Origin of the sequence: Pseudomonas sp. MWU13-2517, from assembly GCF_023242545.1 — a bacterium.
Taxonomy (GTDB): Bacteria; Pseudomonadota; Gammaproteobacteria; order Pseudomonadales; family Pseudomonadaceae; genus Aquipseudomonas.
Window position 1 is genome coordinate 345,412 of sequence record NZ_JALMFA010000004.1, and the last position, 18,244, is coordinate 363,655.

The window sequence follows — 18,244 nt, forward strand, 5'->3', positions numbered from 1 at the left end:
TTTTTGGCATCTGACCCATAGCGTTTGATGCTAAGCGCTGAGGGGCAGCTCCTGCTCGACAGGTGCTTCCAGTGGGGCCAGGCCGAACGCCGCACGGGCAGCGTCGCAATCGACATTGTGTTCACCCTGGCTCCACGATGCGTCGAACTCGCGGCACGGGCTCGACCGCTGTTCATAAATCGTACAACGGGTCTCTTTACCCACTTCACCCTCGAGGCTGCAGCAGCGTGCGGGTTTCTGGTCTGTGCCGATCATCGCCACGCGGGTGGGGTTGATCTGTACGACCAAATCGTCGGGGACCGTACCCCCCGATGAGGCGCACTCACCCCAGAAGAAAGACACACGAAAGTATGAACAGCAGGCACCGCAATTCAGACACGGACTGGCTTCGGACATGGGCGTCATCGATTAGAAAAGTAGAAGTAGGGTGTTTCGGGGAAGGCTCGCCATTCTATCCGTGCCGTAGCCGTTGGGAAGAGGGGGCGCACTTATATTTTGTGTAGGCAAAGTCCCATGGCCACGGGCGAAATCATGCCCTATCAGCTTTACGAATCATTACAGACAACCGGGGCCAGCCTGACTATGTTGCAGGTACCTGAGCAGGATGCATCGGACATCGCAGCTCCTATAACAATAAAGAGACGGACCCATGCAGAACTCGACCCAAGCGGCGAATGCCTGGCGCATTCTGTTCCTGCTGTTCCTGGCCAACCTGTTCAACTTCTTCGACCGTACCATTCCCGCAATTATCATCGAGCCCATCCGCATGGAATGGCATCTCAGCGACTTCCAGCTCGGTATCATCGGCACCGCCTTCACCATTGTCTACGCCATCGCCGGCTTGCCGCTGGGGCGCATGGCCGATACCGGTTCACGCAGCAAACTGATGGGCTGGGGCCTGTTCGCCTGGAGCGGGCTGACCGCGATCAATGGCATGGTCGGTAGTTTCTGGACCTTCCTGCTGGTGCGCATGGGTATTGGCATCGGCGAAGCCAGCTATGCGCCCGCGGCCAACTCGCTGATCGGCGATCTGTTTCCGGCACACCGTCGGGCGCGGGCCATGGGCATTTTCATGTTGGGCCTGCCATTGGGCCTGCTGCTGGCCTTTTTCACCATTGGCGCGATGGTCAAGGCTTTCGACAGCTGGCGCGCACCGTTCTTTATCGCAGCCGTGCCGGGGCTGATCCTGGCGATGTTTATGTTCTATATCAAAGAGCCTAAGCGCGGCGCGGCGGAAACCGTACAAGTCTCCCAGGAGCGCGTCGATCGCCCGATCCGTCGCGTGCTGGCGGTGCCGACCTTCCTGTGGCTGGTGCTGGCCGGGCTGTGTTTCAACTTCGCCACCTATGCGTGCAATTCGTTCCTGGTGCCGATGTTGCAGCGCTACTTCCTTATGCCATTGCAGGATGCGGCCGTGGCCACCGGGGTGATTGTCGGTCTCACCGGCCTGGTGGGCTTGACCCTGGGCGGCTGGATTGCCGACAAGATCCATCAGCGGGTCGCCAATGGTCGGCTGTTGTTTGCCGCGTGCAGCCTGATCATTTCCACCGTGACCACCGCGTGGGCCTTGCATGCCGGGCGCATCGAGATCGGTGTGTTTGTGGCCTTGTTCAGTGTCGGCTGGTTGTTCGCCTATAACTTCTACACCTGCGTGTACACGGCGATCCAGGACGTGGTCGAGCCACGTTTGCGGGCGACGGCGATGGCGCTGTTCTTTGCCGGGTTGTACTTGCTGGGCGGTGGTATGGGCCCGATCGTGGTGGGCGGCCTGTCGGACCATTTTGCCCACTCGGCCATGTACGCGGCGGGGGCGCAGCAGATGACCGAAGCTTATAAAGCGGTGGGGCTGCACGACGCCATGTACCTGATCCCGGTGGCGCTGTTGCTGACCATGCTGTTTCTGTTCCAGGCCTCGCGCAGCTTTGTGCGGGATGCCAAGAGGATGAAAGAGGGCCTGAGTGCGGTTGAGGTGCCGGCTTCGGCGGCCACGGTTTGATACTGCGGTAACGCCATCGGGAGTACGCGGCCTACCACAATTGGATGGGTTCCAATGTGTGGGAGGAGGCCTGCACCCGATGAGCCCCTCAAGACGAATGAAAGAAGGCCCGCATTGCGCGGGCCTTCTTTTTGCTTCAAGCGGCTATTAACCCGCTACCAGTACCCGGATTGCTTCCAGTCGCAGCGCCGCCTTGTCGAGCATGGCCAAGCCCTGCTCGCGTTGGTTACGCAGGGCAACCAGTTCGCTGTCACGTACAGTCGGGTTGACGGCTTGCAACGCAGTCAGGCGTGCCAGTTCTTCCTCGGTGTCCGCTGCCAGGCGACGCTTGGCCTCGGCCACGCGCTCGATGTGGCGCGGGGCGATCTTCTCTTCGCCGGCGTTGATCCGTGGCGTCAACTGGTCGCGCTGAGCCTGGACGAACTTGTTGGCGCTGGCCCGTGGCACGCTTTCCAATTGGTCATTCAGGGTCTCGAACGAGACACGGCCCGACAGGTCGTTGCCGTTGGCGTCCAGCAGGCAGCGCAAGGCCGCCGGTGGCAGGTAACGGCCCAGTTGCAGCGCACGTGGTGCAACCACTTCACTGACATACAGCAGTTCCAGCAACACGGTGCCTGGCTTGAGCGCCTTGTTCTTGATCAGCGCCACGGCGGTGTTGCCCATGGAACCGGACAGCACCAGGTCCATGCCGCCCTGCACCATCGGGTGTTCCCAGGTGATGAACTGCATATCTTCGCGCGACAGGGCCTGGTTACGGTCGTAGGTGATGGTCACACCTTCGTCGTCGCCTAGGGGGAAGCTGGCGTCGAGCATTTTTTCGCTGGGCTTGAGGATCAGCGCGTTTTCCGAATGGTCTTCGCTGTCGATGCCGAACGCGTCGAACAGGGTTTCCATGTAGATCGGCAGGGCGAACTGGTCGTCTTGCTCAAGAATATCTTCCACCAACGCATCGCCTTCACCCGCACCGCCGGAGTTGAGCTCCAGCAGGCGGTCGCGACCGGTGTGCAACTCTTCTTCCAGGCGCTCGCGCTCGGCGCGGGCCTCGTCGATCAGGGCCTGCCACTCGGCGTCGTCAGCGTTTTCCAGCAGCGGCAGCAGGCGCGGGCCGAACTGATGCTGCAAGGCGTTGCCGGTCGGGCAGGTGTTGAGGAACGCGTTCAGCGCTTCGTGGTACCACTGGAACAGGCGCTCTTGCGGGCTGGTTTCCAGGTACGGCACGTGCAATTCGATCACGTGTTTCTGGCCGATCCGGTCCAGACGGCCGATCCGCTGTTCCAGCAGGTCGGGGTGGGACGGCAGATCGAACAGCACCAGGTGATGGGAGAACTGGAAGTTGCGGCCTTCACTGCCGATTTCCGAACAGATCAGCACCTGGGCGCCGAACTCTTCATCGGCGAAGTAGGCCGCGGCGCGGTCACGTTCGAGGATGTTCATGCCCTCGTGGAACACCGTGGCCGGGATACCGGAGCGCACGCGCAGGGCGTCTTCCAGGTCCATGGCGGTTTCGGCGTGGGCGCAGATCACCAGGACTTTGGTGCGCTTGAGCATTTTCAGTTGATCGATCAGCCACTCGACCCGTGGGTCGAAGCGCCACCAGCGATTGTCTTCCTCGACATCCGGCTGCGACTGGAAGCTGACTTCCGGGTACAAGTCGGCGTGTTCGCCCAGCGGCAACTCGAGGTATTCGTCCGGGTTCGGCAGCGGGTAGGCATGCAGCTTGCGCTCCGGGAAACCCTGCACCGCAGCGCGGGTATTGCGGAACAGCACGCGGCCGGTGCCGTGGCGGTCGAGCAGTTCACGCACCAGGCGTGCACTGGCTTCGGTGTCGCCATCGTTGACGGCGGTGAGCAGGGCTTCACCTTCGTTGCCGAGGAAACCCTGGATGGTCTTGTGCGCGGCCGGGGAGAGGCGGCCCTTGTCCAGCAGTTCCTGCACCGCCTCAGCCACCGGGCGATAGTTCTCGCTTTCTGCGCGGAAGGCTTGCAAGTCGTGGAAGCGGTTCGGGTCCAGCAGGCGCAGGCGCGCGAAGTGGCTGTCCTGGCCCAGTTGTTCCGGGGTGGCGGTGAGCAGCAGCACGCCGGGGATGACCTCGGCCAACTGTTCTACCAGCGCGTACTCCGGGCTGACCTTGTCTTCATGCCACACCAGGTGGTGAGCTTCATCGACCACCAGCAGGTCCCAGCCGGCGGCGAACAGCGCGTTCTGCGCCTTCTCGTCGTCCACCAGCCACTCCAGTGCGACCAGTGCAAGCTGGGTGTCTTCGAACGGGTTGGCCGCATCGCTTTCGATAAAGCGTTCTTCGTCGAACAACGCCACTTGCAGGTTGAAGCGGCGGCGCATCTCCAACAGCCACTGGTGCTGCAGGTTTTCCGGCACCAGGATCAGCACGCGGCTGGCGCGGCCGGACAGCAGTTGGCGGTGGATCACCAGGCCGGCTTCGATGGTTTTGCCCAGGCCCACTTCGTCGGCGAGCAATACCCGTGGCGCGATACGGTCAGCGACTTCACGGGCGATGTGCAATTGGTGAGCAATAGGTTGCGCACGTACGCCACCCAGGCCCCACAGCGAGGACTGTAATTGGCGGCTGGTGTGTTCCAGGGTGTGGTAACGCAGCGAGAACCAGGCCAGCGGGTCGATCTGCCCGGCGAACAGACGGTCGCTGGCCAGGCGGAACTGGATAAAGTTGGAGAGTTGGGTTTCCGGGAGGGTGACCTGCTCGTTCTGCCCATTGAGGCCGTGGTACACCAACAGGCCGTCGACATCGTCGACTTCCTGCACGGTCATTTTCCAGCCTTCGAAATGGGTGATGGTGTCACCCGGCGAAAACCTCACGCGAGTGAGGGGCGCATTCCGTAGCGCATACTGACGAGTGTCGCCAGTGGCCGGATAGAGCACGGTCAACAAGCGCCCGTCCTGTGCCAGAACGGTGCCTAACCCCAGCTCTGCTTCGCTGTCACTAATCCAGCGTTGCCCCGGTTGATACTGCTGCGCCATGCTGCCTGACTCCCGCCGTGAAAAAGCCGACTATCTTAACGGAACACAGCCCTCAGCCAAAGGACTCTGACAAAAACTACGCTGTTTGAGCGGCGGTTCGAAAGTTGAATCGACAGATGGCGGGCACTCACGAGTGTGGACTGGGTCACAGCTTGGCGACTGGGTGCTCAAGTCACCCGGCAGCCCGCCGACAGCCTGTTGATCAGGAGAATAAAGCCTATGTTGCCACCCATGCTGCCCGTCAGTGTTGTGCCGGTCACGTCACAACTCGATCCGGCGCGCCAGAAGCCGGATATCCCGCCGGTGGTGCCCGTACAAGCGGGCTCCAACGAGAGCACGATCGACCTGAAAAAGGGCGATGCCGAGCAATCGACCTTTCTGCTGCGCGAAGAACAGCGTCGCCAGCAAGAACAACAAAAGCGTCGGCGCGAAGCCGAGGAAGATCCTGAACAGCACTTGGCGATTCCAGGCGATGTACTGAATGCCGACAACACTGTGCCGGTCGTCCCGTTGATCGAAGATGCGCCGCGCCAGGGGTTATGGGTGGACGTCGAGGTCTAGTCGCTTAATTCCCGCAGTGCCGCTATCAGCAACTCGATGTCGCGCTCGTTGTTGAGGGGGCTGACCGAGACTCGCGCAATGCTGCTCAAACCTCGCGCCTGCATGTCCAAAGGGGTATAAGCCACGTCGTTGGCGCCGATGTTGATGCGCTTGAGACCCAGGCGGCGCTTGAGCTCGAAGGCGTCCCAGCCGGCGAGGTTGAAGGCGATCAGACCCGAATGAGCCGTGCCCGAGTCATGCAGGGAAAGGCGCGGGATCTCACGCAGTTCTTCACGAATTCGCTTGCTGAGTAGTAAGACCCTTTCCCAGGTTCGCTCCACACCCAAACGGTTGGCTTCTTGCAGCGCATTGCCCAATCCCGCCAACAAGGCATAGGACGCTTCACTGGTTTCAAAGCGGCGGGCGTCGTTGCGCAAGTCGAAGCCTTTGGCGGTCCAGGGTGCCGAAAACACATCGCGTTGAGCCGGGTTCAAACGTTGCAGAAAGTCTGGCCGTACATACAGCAGCGCGGTGCCGCGTGGCCCACGCAGGTGTTTGCGACCTGCCGACTTGAGCACATCGCAGTGCAGCGCCTGCACGTCCACCGGCAACTGGCCGACAGCCTGGCCTGCGTCAATGAAGTAAGGAACGCCATGGCGCCTGGCCACCACTCCTATCGCCTGGGCGGGATTGATAAGACCGCCGTTGGCGGGAAGCCAGGTCAGGTCGATCAACTTCACGTTTGAATCGATCATCGACTCCAGTGCTACGGGGCAGACCGCGCCGCTTTCATCGCAGGGGATGACTTCCACCCGCGCACCCGCTTGCACGGCCAGATCCATGCTGGCGAGGTTGCCACCCCATTCTTGTCGGCCTACCAGAATGCGATCGCCCGGTTGCCAGCTGCCCAAGGCCTGAAACGCCATGCTCCACGCGGTCGAACCGCTGCCGGCAAACGCTATTGAGGAGGCCGGTGCATTGAGCAATTGCGCGGCGGCGCGGCGGGCTTTTTCCACCAGTACTGTGCCGTGCTCGCCGGCTTCCATGGGGCCGTCGCGGGCCTCGCGTTGTAACTGGTCGATGATCGCGTCCAAGGTCGCCCGGCTCGGCAAAGAGGCACCGGCATGATTGAAGTGCACGATGCCCGACTGGCAGCCCGGCGTTTCGTCCCGCAGGTGCTGGACTTCCAGCGGGCTCATGGCTGCAACTCGAAAATGGCGTCCACCTCCACGGCAACGCCAGCCGGCAGGCTCGATACACCCACCGCGGTGCGCACGTGCCGACCCTTGTCGCCGAGGGCGTTGACCAACAGGTTCGAGGCGCCATTGGCTACTGCACTCTGCTGATTGAAGTGGCCGCTGCCGGCGATAAAGACGCCGACGCGCAGAGTGCGCGCCAGGCGCGACAGGTCATCATCGAGGGCGTCGCTCAGTTGCCCCAGCAGACCCAGGGCCGCCAATTGCGCCGCCTGGGTGCCTTCTTCGTCGCTGAGGGATTCGCCGAGTCGACCCACATAGGCGGGCTTGCCGTCGATCAGTGGAATTTGTCCGGAGACAAACAGCTGATTCCCACTGATGACGTGGCTGATGTAGTTGGCCGCCGGCTGGCTGGCCGTTGGCAGCGTCAGGCCGAGGGCGTGAACGCGTTGGCGGATCGAGTCGCTCATGATGAATCCTCTTGAATTGGGAGGTTTCAGCATGTGGGGCGTGGCGAGGGGCGACAAACGGATAGAACTCACTCGACGTATCGAAAAAGCTCATGCGTGTGCGCAGGCTTCCTTCAACCATTGGCTGAAACACGTGGCCGCTTCGCTGGTGGCCCCGTGGGGAGTGATCAGCCAGTAGCCGATGTCGCTGCGATAAGGTGGCCAGTCGAACGCCTCCACCAAGCTGCCGTCCTGGAGCCTGCGCTCGATCAAACGGTGGCGGCCCATGGCGATCCCCTGGCCGGCCACGGCGGCTTCGACCACGATGTTGTAGTCATGCAGCACGACACGGGGATGATCGGCGAGCTCGATCTGATAGTGCGCGGACCAATCCGTCCATTCGAACGGTCGATGGGAGGTGGCCATCAATAATGGGCCTTTACGCAGTTGGCTGGCCTTGAATACGGGGCTGCACACGGGTGAGATCGCCTCATCCATCAGGCGCACGGCGTGCACATCGGGCCAGTCGCCCTTGCCATAGCGGATGGCCAGGTCGACCTCGGCGGCGGCGACGTTTGCCAGTTGGATCGCGGGCAGTAATTCCACCTGAATGTGCGGGTGGCGGTTGAGAAAATCGGCCAGGCGTGGAGCCAGCCACAGGGTGGCGAAGGAGGCCAGCAGGCCGATGCGTAACACGGTGTGGCTGGGGGCGACCCGTAGCGTGCGGGTGGCAGCGGCGATAGCGTCCAGGGCAGGGCGTATTTCGTTGTAGTAATGCTCGCCGTCGGTGGTCAGATCAATCGCACGGGTACGTCGGATAAACAAAGGTTTGCCCAAGTGCTGTTCGAGTTTCTGTACCTGGTGGCTCAAGGCACTTTGGGTCACCGACAACTCGTTGGCCGCCTTGATAAAGCTCAAGTGTCGCGCCACTGCCTCGAACGCGCGCAGGGCCAGCAATGGCGGAAGGTCCTTGTGCAGTGCCACTTGGGTAGGCCTCCGGGGCTTGGGGGAAGGGCCGATTTTGGGCGATGACCTGCCATTTGTCGCCCGTTGATTTGCCGTGGAGCGGGGGAGGCCGCATTATTGAGCTATTCCCGCCACGACGTAAGCCAAGCCATGAGTGAAGACGCCAAGCTGATCGACCTGAATGCCGAACGTGCCAAACGTGTACATGACCTGAATGATAAACGCCTCAATGAAGTTCGCCAGGCGTTCGAACAGGCGATGCCGTTGCTCTTGAAAAAGCCAAAAGTTAAGAAAAAGCCGAAGAATAATCCGAAAAAACGTTGAAACGGCCGGCATCCGTTGATGCAGGTCAGTTATTGCCCTCCTTTACGCCCAGTTGCGTACGACATTGATCCCCGTCAATTTTCTACTTCGCCTTCTCCTTTAACTTAGCCCTATCGCAACAGGGCACGAGCAGGAGGCCGGTCATGTTTTTCGATAATGTGGTGTTTGCCGGAGTGCTGACTGTAAGCCTCATGGTGTTGTTCTTTGTAGGGTTTGGAATTTTTATCTGGAAAGACGCTAACAAGCGTAAAGAACCGTAAGTCTTTCTGGATTACATGGGCACGCAAGGCATTTTGGGCGACTTCGGTCGCCCTTTTTTTTGCTTTTTAGTTTGTGTACATATCCGTTATCAAAGACGGATATACCCGCAATCGAACGGCCATAAAAAAAGGTGCGATCCTCATCGAGGTCGCACCTTCTTTTTCAACCGTCGGGTGATCAGCTACCCAGCGCCTTGGACGCCAACCAGAACAACCCGGCCGACAAGGCCACAGTCGCCGGCAGGGTCAACACCCAAGCCATCAGAATCGTCTTCACCGTGCCGCCTTGCAGCCCACTCTTGTTGGCCACCATGGTCCCGGCCACACCCGACGACAATACGTGGGTCGTCGAAACCGGCAGGCTGAAGATGTTGGCCAGGCCAATCATGCTCGCCGTGGTAATCTGAGCCGACATGCCCTGGGCGTAGGTCATGCCCTGCTTGCCGATCTTCTCGCCGATGGTCAATACCACACGCTTCCAACCGACCATGGTGCCCAGGCCCAAGGCCAGGGCAACGGCCAGGATCACCCAGAACGGTGCGTATTCGGTGGTGGCGGTCAGGTCTTTGCGCAGTTTGTCCAGGTCGGACTTCTCGCGCGCATCCAGGCCCGGCAGCTTGCCGACTTTCTTCGCGGTGTCGTCCAGGCACAGCAGGTAACGGCGTACCTCAATACGATGTTCGGCGGTCAGCGAGTGGTAGTCAGCGACGCCTTTCAAGGTTTCCATCAGGGCATTGATGGTCGGCTCGGTCTGTTGCGGGTTGCATTGGAACTTGCCCGGCAGATCGTACTTCACGCCTTTGCCCAGGGCCAGGAACTCGCCGAGAGTGGCGTTGTTGCGCTGGTAGAACTGGCTCAGGTGTACGGTAGCGTCGCGAGTACGTTCGATCTGATAAGTGGTACTGCCCAGGTCGAGTACGAACTGTGCCGGCACGATACCGATCAGCACCAGCATGATCAGGCCGATACCTTTCTGACCGTCGTTGGAGCCATGCACGAAGCTCACGGCCATGGCGGAGATCACCAGCACCAGGCGGTTCCAGAACGGTGGATGCTTCTTGTCATCCAGCTTGCGGCGCTGGTCCGGGGTCTTGTGCATCTTGGACAGCGGGCGCCACCACTTCAGGCCGAGCAGCACCAGGGCTGCGACCAGGAAGCCGGCCATCGGCGAGAACACCAGGGACGCGCCGATATCCACCGCTTTCTGCCAGTTCACGCCATCAGCCAGGGGGATGTCGTTGATCAGGGCATTGGCCAGGCCGACACCGAGGATCGAGCCGATCAAGGTGTGGGAGCTGGAGGCCGGGATACCGAAGTACCAGGTGCCCAGATTCCAGGTGATCGCCGCGGCCAATAAAGAGAAGACCATTGCCAGGCCATGGCCGGTGTTCACATTGATCAGCAATTCCACCGGCAGCAAATGCACGATGGCGTAGGCGACGCCGACACCACCGAGCAATACGCCGAGGAAGTTGAACACCCCGGAGAAGAACACGGCCAGGTGCGGCGGCATGGCTTTGGTATAGATGACTGTGGCCACCGCGTTAGCGGTGTCATGAAAGCCATTGATGAACTCGAAGGCGAGGACAAAGGCCAGGGCGAGCAACAGGCTCACTAGAACCCAAGCATCCAGTCCGCTGAATAAATCGATCATGAAGGTTTTCTGACCCGGTCGTAAGGGGGCGCGATTATGCCAGAAAACCTCGGTAATCGATGCATTAGCTGCTCATCGGTAACAATCTTCACTGAAAAAAACCGCGGGAAGGGCGTTCATCCCAGGGTTTTCGGGGGCTTGGCAAGTCTTTGATTTATAAAGTACAGGTCGGCGAGGGCGGGTTTTTTCAGGCAAATATCATGTTTGAAACATTTGTATGAAATTTCGTTGGCAGCAGCAGGACCCTGGCCAATTGGAAGAAGGAAGGTGCCCTCCGCCGCAGGTAGAACGGCGGAGACAGCAAAACCCTGAGAGCTCGCGTCGAAGTGCTTATGGCTCTTCGGCTTTGAGCTCCTGTTCAATCTTTTGAATTTCCTGGGCAAATGCCTGATCCAGCAGGCTGGCTCGTTTGCGCCATGGCTTGCGTTCCGGCTCAGGTTGGGCGGCGTAGGTGGTGACTTCCCCGCCGTAAACGTCCTTGTAACGTTGTTCCTGGCGCTCAAGTTCCGCGCGCAGTTCGTCTTTCGTCACAGTGTTACCTAATTTGAGTTGAGTTTGTGTGTTGTGCAACGTCGTAGCTGAAACTCGTTCCCGGGCTACGTCAATATGAACAGTAGGACCGTTCAAGTTTGAAGGGCCAAAGGGCAGAATCTCTTGGCGACTATTTGTTTTTGTTGTGACCTTGTGGTTACCGACGCCGCATACAACCCGCAGCGCCTGACGAGCTCCCATCCCGACATCATTACCGGGCTGACCTCCGTACACGCTGCATTATAGCGACGCGTACGAATAACACTATCATTGTGAAGTTAAAAAAAATGCTATGTCGTGTGAGAGTTTTGTTACATGTCTGCATCTGATTTTTCGAAACATAGCTTTATAAAATCTGCAGCCATCTAGATACCTGTCGAGTGCGCGGCTTTCATATTCATCCCGCACTGTTAAGAACTGATGTACCCGGTAAATTGCGATAATCGCTTGGTTGTCCGATAATCGCCCAATGTTGCCATGGCCACCTTGTGCATCGGGCCACGCGGCTGGTAATAGCTCATTGCAGCCAACCCTCCCAGCGATTAAAAAAGATAAAGGGCCCCGAAATGAACGATCAATTGCGCAATTCCTTCGCATCAGTGGCGCCGCCGATCGTGGCCTCACCGGCCAAGCGCATCCAAGCGTTCACGGGGGATCCGGATTTCATGACGTCCCTGGCCCGAGGCTTGGCCGTGGTCCAGGCGTTCCAGGAGCGCAAGCGCCACCTGACTATCGCCCAGATCAGCCACCGCACCGAAATCCCTCGCGCCGCCGTGCGCCGTTGCCTGCATACCTTGATCAAACTCGGCTACGCCACCACGGATGGACGCACCTACTCGCTGTTGCCCAAAGTGCTGACCCTGGGCCATGCCTATTTATCCTCCACGCCTTTGGCGGTGTCGGCCCAGCCCTATCTGGACCGCATGAGCGAGCAACTCCACGAAGCCTGCAACATGGCGACCTTGGAGGGCGACGACATCCTCTATATCGCCCGTTCGGCCACCACCCAGCGCTTGATCTCAGTAGACCTGTCGGTGGGAGGACGCTTGCCGGCCTATTGCACCTCGATGGGCCGCATCCTGCTGGCGGCGCTGGATGATTCCTCGCTCAAGGACTACCTCGACCACGCCGACCTGCAAACCAAGACCAGCCGTACCCTGACCACACCGCAAGCCTTGTTGGAATGCCTGCAACAAGTGCGTCAGCAGGGCTGGTGCATTGTCGACCAGGAACTGGAACAGGGCCTGCGCTCCATTGCCGTACCGGTGTATGACGCGTCGGGCCAAGTGCTGGCCGCGCTGAATGTCAGTACCCACGCCGGCCGGGTCAGCCGCAACGAGTTGGAGCAGCGCTTCTTGCCGAGCATGCTCAGCGCCAGCCGCGAATTGAGCACCCAGCTGTTTGCCTAAGTGTTCGGTGACCGCACAGATCCCGGCTTGATCAATTGACGGTATTTCCCTTGGCTTATTAATGTGCGGCAGCGCTATCGCTGCCCCCAATAATAATGACGGCCTCAGGTCGTTGACCCGCCCATCGGTGTGGAAATAACAATAATGAATCAGCCTTCTGTCGGCACTAACCTGGACGTACAGTCCTTTATCAATGCCCAGCCGTTGTCACGCTATCAGTGGCGCGTGGTAATCCTGTGTTTCCTGATTGTCTTCCTCGATGGCCTCGACACTGCCGCCATGGGCTTTATCGCACCGGCGCTGTCCCAGGACTGGGGCATCGACCGCGCCAGCCTCGGCCCGGTGATGAGTGCCGCATTGATCGGCATGGTCTTCGGTGCGTTGGGCTCCGGTCCGTTGGCCGACCGCTTTGGGCGCAAAGTGGTGCTGGTGGGCGCAGTACTGGTGTTTGGCGCATTCAGCCTGGCATCGGCCTACAGCACCAACGTCGACCAGTTGCTGGTATTGCGCTTCCTCACCGGGTTGGGCCTGGGGGCCGGCATGCCGAATGCCACCACGCTGCTGTCCGAGTACACCCCGGAACGCCACAAGTCGTTGTTGGTGACCAGTATGTTCTGCGGCTTCAACCTGGGTATGGCGGGTGGCGGGTTTATCTCGGCCAAGCTGATTCCGGCGTTCGGTTGGCATAGCCTGCTGCTGATGGGGGGCATCCTGCCGTTGATCCTGGTGGTCGTGCTGTGGAGATGGCTGCCCGAATCGGCGCGTTATCTGGTGGTGCGCAATCGCGGCAGCGACAAGGTGCGTAAAACCTTGTCTCCCATCGCGCCCCATCTGGTCGCCCAGGCCACCAGCTTCAGCGTGCCCGAGCAGAAAACCGTCAAGGCGCGCAACGTGTTCGCGGTGATTTTCTCCGGCACCTACAGCGCCGGCACGTTGTTGCTGTGGCTGACTTATTTCATGGGCCTGGTGATTGTTTACCTGCTGACCAGTTGGCTGCCGACCCTGATGCGTGACAGCGGTGCCAGCATGGAGCAAGCGGCGTTTATCGGTGCTTTGTTCCAGTTCGGTGGCGTGCTGAGCGCTGTCGGTGTGGGCTGGGCGATGGACCGGTTCAACCCGCACAAGGTCATCGGTACTTTCTATCTGTTGGCCGGGGTGTTTGCCTACGCGGTGGGGCAGAGTCTGGGCAATATCACGCTGCTGGCGACCTTGGTGTTGATCGCCGGGATGTGCGTCAACGGCGCGCAATCGGCGATGCCGTCCCTGGCCGCGCGTTTCTACCCGACCCAGGGGCGCGCCACAGGCGTGTCGTGGATGCTCGGTATTGGCCGCTTCGGCGCCATCCTCGGCGCGTGGATGGGCGCGACCTTGCTCGGCCTGGGCTGGAACTTCGAGCAGGTGCTGACCGCCTTGGTGATTCCGGCGGCATTGGCCACCACCGCTGTAGTGATCAAGGGCATGGTCAGCCACGCCGACGCGACCTGAGTCCGGGTCCGGCCAAATGGGGGAGGGGTGGACCCCTCCCGCATTCGTTGATGCACCAGAAAAGATTAGCTAGGTAACAATTGGTTCGATAATCGAACGCTGAGTCGATTATCGGATTGTTCGGGGTATTTTCCCGGCTTAATCTTCAAGCACTTCGGCGCCACCTCAGCGCCTTTTTCGATCCATATCGGGAGCCCTAACCCCATGGCTGAAATTCTCGCGCTGCGTGACGCGGTGAAGCAATTTGTGAACGACGGTGACACCGTCGCTCTGGAAGGCTTTACCCATCTGATCCCTACGGCAGCGGGTCATGAAATCATTCGTCAGGGCAAGAAAGACCTGACGCTGGTGCGTATGACGCCTGACCTGATTTACGACCAGTTGATCGGTGCCGGCTGCGCCCGCAAGTTGATTTTCTCCTGGGGCGGCAACCCGGGCGTGGGCTCCCTGCATCGGCTGCGCGATGCGGTCGAAAAGCAATGGCCGCAACCGCTGGAAATTGAAGAGCACAGTCATGCCGACCTGGCCAATGCCTACGTTGCCGGCGCATCGGGCCTGCCGTTCGCCGTGCTGCGTGCCTACGCCGGTTCCGACCTGCCCAAGGTCAACCCGCTGATCAAGACCGTGACCTGCCCATTTACCGCGGAAGTGCTGGCGGCGGTGCCATCGGTGCGTCCGGACGTCACCGTGATCCACGCACAAAAGGCCGACCGCAAGGGCAACGTGTTGCTGTGGGGCATTCTGGGGGTGCAGAAGGAGGCGGCACTGGCAGCCAAGCGTTGCATCGTCACTGTGGAAGAAATCGTCGATGACCTGAACGCGCCGATGAACAGCTGCGTCTTGCCGACCTGGGCCCTGACTGCGGTGTGCCATGTACCCGGTGGTGCGCACCCGTCCTACGCCCATGGCTACAACGAGCGTGATAACCGCTTCTACCAAGCGTGGGATCCAATCGCCCGCGACCGCGGGACCTTTACCGCGTGGATCGATGAATACATTCGCGGTACCGCCGACTTCACTGAATTCCAGGCCAAGCTGGCCACCGCGCAGGAGGCCAAGTAATGGCTTACTCGACCAATGAAATGATGACCGTCGCCGCGGCGCGCCGTCTCAAGAACGGCTCCGTCTGCTTTGTGGGCATCGGTCTGCCGTCCAAGGCCGCCAACCTGGCGCGCCTGACCTCGTCGCCGGATGTGGTGTTGATCTACGAGTCCGGCCCGATTGGCGCCAAGCCCTCGGTATTGCCGCTGTCGATTGGTGACGGTGAGCTGGCGGAAACCGCCGACACTGTGGTGCCGACCGGTGAGATTTTTCGCTACTGGCTGCAAGGCGGGCGCATTGACGTAGGCTTTCTCGGCGCAGCCCAGGTCGACCGTTTCGGCAATATCAACACCACCGTGGTCGGTGACTACCACCAGCCCAAAGTGCGCTTGCCAGGTGCCGGCGGTGCGCCGGAGATTGCCGGTTCCGCCAAGAGCGTGTTGATCATCCTCAAGCAGTCGGCGCGTTCGTTTGTCGACAAGCTGGATTTCATCACCTCGGTCGGCCATGGCGAAGGCGGCGACTCGCGTAAACGCCTGGGCCTGCCGGGTGCGGGGCCTGTCGGGATTATTACCGACCTGTGCATCATGGAGCCGGAAGAGGGCACCCATGAATTCGTGGTCACCGCGCTGCACCCTGGTGTGACCCGTGAGCAAGTAGTGGCTGCGACCGGTTGGGCCGTTCGTTTTGCCGACCAGGTCGACACCACTGCCGAACCGACTGATACAGAGCTGACCGCCCTGCGTGACCTTGAGGCACGCACGGCGGCCGCCCATGGCCAAGCACCCGGAGAAGCCTGATGCGCGATGTATTTATCTGTGACGCGATTCGTACCCCCATCGGCCGTTTCGGCGGTGGGCTGTCCACCGTGCGCGCGGATGACTTGGCGGCGCTGCCGATCAAGGCCTTGATCGAGCGCAACCCGTCGGTGGACTGGGCCGCTGTGGATGAAGTGTTCCTCGGCTGCGCCAACCAGGCCGGTGAAGACAACCGCAACGTCGCGCGTATGGCGCTGTTGCTGGCGGGCCTGCCGGAGAGCATCCCTGGGGTAACGCTCAATCGCTTGTGCGCCTCGGGCATGGATGCAATCGGTACTGCCTTTCGCGCCATTGCCAGCGGCGAAATGGAATTGGCGATTGCCGGTGGTGTCGAGTCGATGTCCCGCGCGCCGTTCGTGATGGGGAAGGCCGATGCGGCGTTTTCGCGCAACATGAAACTGGAAGACACCACCATCGGCTGGCGTTTTATCAACCCGTTGATGAAAGCGCAGTACGGTGTGGATGCCATGCCCCAGACGGCCGATAACGTCGCCGACGACTACCAGGTGTCCCGGGCCGACCAGGACGCCTTCGCCCTGCGCAGCCAGCAGCGTACCGCCGTCGCACAAGCCGCCGGGTTCTTCGCCGAGGAAATCGTGCCGGTGCGCGTCGCCCATAAAAAAGGCGAGACCGTCGTCGAGCAGGATGAACACCCGCGAGCTGACACTACCCTGGAAGCTCTGGCCAGACTCAAGCCGGTCAACGGCCCCGACAAGACCGTCACCGCCGGCAACGCCTCGGGTGTGAATGACGGGGCCGCGGCGCTGATCCTGGCTAGCGCCGAGGCCGTGAAAAAACACGGCCTCACCGCCCGCGCCCGTGTGTTGGGCATGGCCAGCGCCGGCGTCGCGCCGCGTGTGATGGGGATCGGGCCGGTGCCGGCGGTGCGCAAGCTGGTGGAGCGCCTGGGGTTGGCGGTCACCGACTTTGACGTGATCGAACTCAACGAAGCTTTCGCCAGCCAAGGCTTGGCGGTGCTGCGCGAGTTGGGGATTGCCGACGACGCGCCCCAAGTCAACCCGAACGGCGGCGCCATCGCCCTTGGCCACCCACTGGGCATGAGCGGTGCGCGATTGGTGCTGACCGCACTGCATCAACTTGAGAAAACCGGGGGGCGCAAAGGCCTGGCGACCATGTGTGTGGGCGTCGGCCAAGGCTTGGCCCTGGCGATTGAACGCATCTGAATTCTGATAAGAGAGGATTGCACCATGAGTGACAAGCCCGGTTACCGGCGCCCGCAAGCGGGTACTCAACCTGATTACCTGCACCCGGCCTACCAGTCGACGAACCTGCGTTCGCCGTCCAAGCCGTTGGTGTTCCTGCCCCATTCCTTGTCGGAAATCACCGGCCCTACCATCGGCGCCGAGCGGATCAACCCGAAGGACAACGACCTCACCGCCCAGCATGAAGGTGAACCCCAGGGCGAACGCATCATCATTCATGGCCGTGTGCTGGACGAAAACGGCCAGCCCTTGCCGGGCATCCTTGTGGAGATCTGGCAGGCCAACGCCGCCGGGCGCTACAACCACAAGCGCGACCTGCACGACGCGCCGCTGGACCCGAATTTCACCGGAACCGGTCGCACCATCACCGACGCCGATGGCTGGTATCAGTTCCAGACCATCAAGCCTGGTGCCTACCCGTGGGGCAACCACCACAACGCGTGGCGGCCGGCGCATATCCACTTTTCGCTGTTCGGCCCGAGTGTGCTGACGCGGCTGGTCACGCAGATGTATTTCCCGGGTGACCCGTTGCTGGAATACGACCCGATCTATAACTGCGTACCGGACACCTCGGCCAAGCAGCGCCTGATCGCCCGTTTTGACCTGGAAAAAACCATTCCTTCCTATGCCCTCGGCTACCGCTGGGACATCGTCCTGCGCGGCCGCGACGCTACGCCGATGGAGAAATGAGATGACACTCAACGCGACCACGTCCCACACCGTCGGGCCGTATTACCACATCGGCCTGACCTGGCTGAACCGCGAAGACCTGACCGTGCCGGCAACCCTCGGCGAACGTGTGGCGATCAGCGGGCAGGTAGTGGACGGCAACGGTGATGCCGTCAACGATGCCATGCTTGAAGTGTGGCAAGCCAATGCCGCGGGCAAATATGACCACCCGGAAGACGATCAGGACAAAGCCGTCGACCCGAACTTCGAAGGTTTCGGTCGGGTGCCGGTGGACGCCGAAGGGCGTTTTCGCTTTACCACCATCAAGCCGGGCGCGGTGCCGGGGCTGAAGGGCACGACTCAGGCGCCGCACTTGGTGGTGCTGGTGTTTGCCCGTGGGTTGGTGAAGCACCTGCTGACGCGGATTTACTTTGACGGTGAGGTCATGAATGGCGATGACCCGCTGCTGGCATGCGTGCAGCAAGAACGGCGCAGTACCTTGATTGCCCGGCAGGATGCAGACGGTGTTCATCAGTGGAACGTGATTTTGCAGGGCACAGACAAGGAAACAGTGTTCTTCGATTATTGATCAGGAGCAGTGGAGAGTTACAAGCTGCAAGCTTCAAGGAAAAGCGGTGATTGCGGCTAATGCCAGTCAGTTAAGGGTGAACGCTGTATTTGTGGCGAGG

General features: G+C 60.6%; 18 protein-coding genes. 11 read left to right on the forward strand and 7 right to left on the reverse strand.

All coding sequences use genetic code 11. The annotated features are described in order from the left end of the window. Positions 1–30 precede the first annotated feature (30 nt). Positions 31–396 (reverse strand): YkgJ family cysteine cluster protein, encoded by a 366-nt coding sequence (locus M5B97_RS08470; RefSeq protein WP_123714950.1) that lies wholly within the window; start codon positions 394–396, stop codon positions 31–33. A gap of 253 nt (positions 397–649) precedes the next feature. Between M5B97_RS08470 and M5B97_RS08475 the strand changes: the two genes are divergently transcribed. Continuing rightward, positions 650–1,996, forward strand: coding sequence for an MFS transporter (locus tag M5B97_RS08475; protein WP_123714951.1), 1,347 nt, complete (start codon positions 650–652; stop codon positions 1,994–1,996). 147 nt (positions 1,997–2,143) lie between these two features. On the opposite strand, the gene rapA is transcribed toward M5B97_RS08475, so the two are convergent. Continuing rightward, positions 2,144–4,990 (reverse strand): RNA polymerase-associated protein RapA, encoded by a 2,847-nt coding sequence (gene rapA / locus M5B97_RS08480; protein WP_248731245.1) that lies wholly within the window; start codon positions 4,988–4,990, stop codon positions 2,144–2,146. A gap of 219 nt (positions 4,991–5,209) precedes the next feature. On the opposite strand from rapA, the gene M5B97_RS08485 reads away from it, so the two are divergent. Then, positions 5,210–5,551 (forward strand): aspartate-semialdehyde dehydrogenase, encoded by a 342-nt coding sequence (locus tag M5B97_RS08485; protein ID WP_123714953.1) that lies wholly within the window; start codon positions 5,210–5,212, stop codon positions 5,549–5,551. On the opposite strand, the gene M5B97_RS08490 is transcribed toward M5B97_RS08485, so the two are convergent. The 3 genes from M5B97_RS08490 to M5B97_RS08500 all read right to left on the reverse strand — a co-directional run bounded on the left by M5B97_RS08490 (position 5,548) and on the right by M5B97_RS08500 (position 8,159). Beyond that, complete coding sequence (locus M5B97_RS08490) at positions 5,548–6,729, reverse strand: aminotransferase class V-fold PLP-dependent enzyme (protein WP_248731246.1); 1,182 nt, start codon at positions 6,727–6,729, stop codon at positions 5,548–5,550. The two genes, M5B97_RS08485 and M5B97_RS08490, sit on opposite strands and share 4 nt — an antisense overlap. Beyond that, complete coding sequence (locus M5B97_RS08495) at positions 6,726–7,196, reverse strand: RidA family protein (RefSeq protein ID WP_134658039.1); 471 nt, start codon at positions 7,194–7,196, stop codon at positions 6,726–6,728. The genes M5B97_RS08490 and M5B97_RS08495 overlap by 4 nt, the downstream gene beginning before the upstream one ends. A 90-nt stretch (positions 7,197–7,286) precedes the next feature. Continuing rightward, a complete protein-coding gene (locus M5B97_RS08500) occupies positions 7,287–8,159 on the reverse strand; it encodes a LysR substrate-binding domain-containing protein (protein ID WP_248731247.1) in 873 nt (290 codons plus the stop codon). A 132-nt stretch (positions 8,160–8,291) separates the two neighbouring features. On the opposite strand from M5B97_RS08500, the gene M5B97_RS08505 reads away from it, so the two are divergent. Both M5B97_RS08505 and ccoM read left to right on the forward strand, forming a co-directional pair. Beyond that, complete coding sequence (locus tag M5B97_RS08505) at positions 8,292–8,465, forward strand: hypothetical protein (RefSeq protein WP_167665837.1); 174 nt, start codon at positions 8,292–8,294, stop codon at positions 8,463–8,465. Positions 8,466–8,608: 143 nt separating this feature from the next. Then, positions 8,609–8,725, forward strand: coding sequence for a cytochrome c oxidase subunit CcoM (gene ccoM, locus M5B97_RS27635; RefSeq protein WP_017137226.1), 117 nt, complete (start codon positions 8,609–8,611; stop codon positions 8,723–8,725). A 178-nt stretch (positions 8,726–8,903) separates the two neighbouring features. Here ccoM and M5B97_RS08510 read toward each other — a convergent pair whose 3' ends face one another. Together M5B97_RS08510 and M5B97_RS08515 are read right to left on the reverse strand one after the other, a co-directional pair. Further along, on the reverse strand, positions 8,904–10,379 hold the full coding sequence (locus M5B97_RS08510) for an inorganic phosphate transporter (RefSeq protein ID WP_248731248.1): 1,476 nt from the start codon (positions 10,377–10,379) through the stop codon (positions 8,904–8,906). Between the two features lie 330 nt (positions 10,380–10,709). Continuing rightward, on the reverse strand, positions 10,710–10,910 hold the full coding sequence (locus M5B97_RS08515) for a hypothetical protein (protein ID WP_003172389.1): 201 nt from the start codon (positions 10,908–10,910) through the stop codon (positions 10,710–10,712). Positions 10,911–11,476: 566 nt separating this feature from the next. Between M5B97_RS08515 and pcaR the strand changes: the two genes are divergently transcribed. The 7 genes from pcaR (at position 11,477) to pcaG (ending at position 18,144) form a co-directional block, all read left to right on the forward strand. Further along, entirely contained in the window at positions 11,477–12,319 is an 843-nt protein-coding gene (gene pcaR, locus M5B97_RS08520) for a pca regulon transcriptional regulator PcaR (protein WP_060753787.1), read from the forward strand. A gap of 144 nt (positions 12,320–12,463) precedes the next feature. Further along, on the forward strand, positions 12,464–13,804 hold the full coding sequence (locus M5B97_RS08525; RefSeq protein WP_123714958.1) for an MFS transporter: 1,341 nt from the start codon (positions 12,464–12,466) through the stop codon (positions 13,802–13,804). A 204-nt stretch (positions 13,805–14,008) separates the two neighbouring features. Further along, positions 14,009–14,866, forward strand: coding sequence for a CoA transferase subunit A (locus M5B97_RS08530; RefSeq protein WP_123714959.1), 858 nt, complete (start codon positions 14,009–14,011; stop codon positions 14,864–14,866). Then, positions 14,866–15,645: a CoA-transferase subunit beta gene (locus tag M5B97_RS08535; RefSeq protein WP_123714960.1), complete on the forward strand. Its 780-nt coding sequence runs from the start codon at positions 14,866–14,868 to the stop codon at positions 15,643–15,645. Before M5B97_RS08530 ends, M5B97_RS08535 begins: the two co-directional genes overlap by 1 nt. After that, complete coding sequence (gene pcaF, locus M5B97_RS08540; RefSeq protein ID WP_248731257.1) at positions 15,642–16,847, forward strand: 3-oxoadipyl-CoA thiolase; 1,206 nt, start codon at positions 15,642–15,644, stop codon at positions 16,845–16,847. The genes M5B97_RS08535 and pcaF overlap by 4 nt, the downstream gene beginning before the upstream one ends. A 24-nt stretch (positions 16,848–16,871) precedes the next feature. After that, positions 16,872–17,576, forward strand: coding sequence for a protocatechuate 3,4-dioxygenase subunit beta (pcaH, locus tag M5B97_RS08545; protein WP_248731249.1), 705 nt, complete (start codon positions 16,872–16,874; stop codon positions 17,574–17,576). Position 17,577: 1 nt separating this feature from the next. Further along, positions 17,578–18,144: a protocatechuate 3,4-dioxygenase subunit alpha gene (gene pcaG / locus M5B97_RS08550; RefSeq protein ID WP_248731250.1), complete on the forward strand. Its 567-nt coding sequence runs from the start codon at positions 17,578–17,580 to the stop codon at positions 18,142–18,144. Positions 18,145–18,244 lie beyond the last annotated feature (100 nt).

Coding starts and splice junctions, on each gene's coding strand:
- M5B97_RS08470 (WP_123714950.1), bottom strand. CDS start 396: ATGTCCGAAGCCAGTCCGTGTCTGAATTGCGGTGCCTGCTGTTCATAC.
- M5B97_RS08475 (WP_123714951.1), top strand. CDS start 650: ATGCAGAACTCGACCCAAGCGGCGAATGCCTGGCGCATTCTGTTCCTG.
- rapA (WP_248731245.1), bottom strand. CDS start 4,990: ATGGCGCAGCAGTATCAACCGGGGCAACGCTGGATTAGTGACAGCGAA.
- M5B97_RS08485 (WP_123714953.1), top strand. CDS start 5,210: ATGTTGCCACCCATGCTGCCCGTCAGTGTTGTGCCGGTCACGTCACAA.
- M5B97_RS08490 (WP_248731246.1), bottom strand. CDS start 6,729: ATGAGCCCGCTGGAAGTCCAGCACCTGCGGGACGAAACGCCGGGCTGC.
- M5B97_RS08495 (WP_134658039.1), bottom strand. CDS start 7,196: ATGAGCGACTCGATCCGCCAACGCGTTCACGCCCTCGGCCTGACGCTG.
- M5B97_RS08505 (WP_167665837.1), top strand. CDS start 8,292: ATGAGTGAAGACGCCAAGCTGATCGACCTGAATGCCGAACGTGCCAAA.
- ccoM (WP_017137226.1), top strand. CDS start 8,609: ATGTTTTTCGATAATGTGGTGTTTGCCGGAGTGCTGACTGTAAGCCTC.
- M5B97_RS08510 (WP_248731248.1), bottom strand. CDS start 10,379: ATGATCGATTTATTCAGCGGACTGGATGCTTGGGTTCTAGTGAGCCTG.
- pcaR (WP_060753787.1), top strand. CDS start 11,477: ATGAACGATCAATTGCGCAATTCCTTCGCATCAGTGGCGCCGCCGATC.
- M5B97_RS08525 (WP_123714958.1), top strand. CDS start 12,464: ATGAATCAGCCTTCTGTCGGCACTAACCTGGACGTACAGTCCTTTATC.
- M5B97_RS08530 (WP_123714959.1), top strand. CDS start 14,009: ATGGCTGAAATTCTCGCGCTGCGTGACGCGGTGAAGCAATTTGTGAAC.
- M5B97_RS08535 (WP_123714960.1), top strand. CDS start 14,866: ATGGCTTACTCGACCAATGAAATGATGACCGTCGCCGCGGCGCGCCGT.
- pcaH (WP_248731249.1), top strand. CDS start 16,872: ATGAGTGACAAGCCCGGTTACCGGCGCCCGCAAGCGGGTACTCAACCT.
- pcaG (WP_248731250.1), top strand. CDS start 17,578: ATGACACTCAACGCGACCACGTCCCACACCGTCGGGCCGTATTACCAC.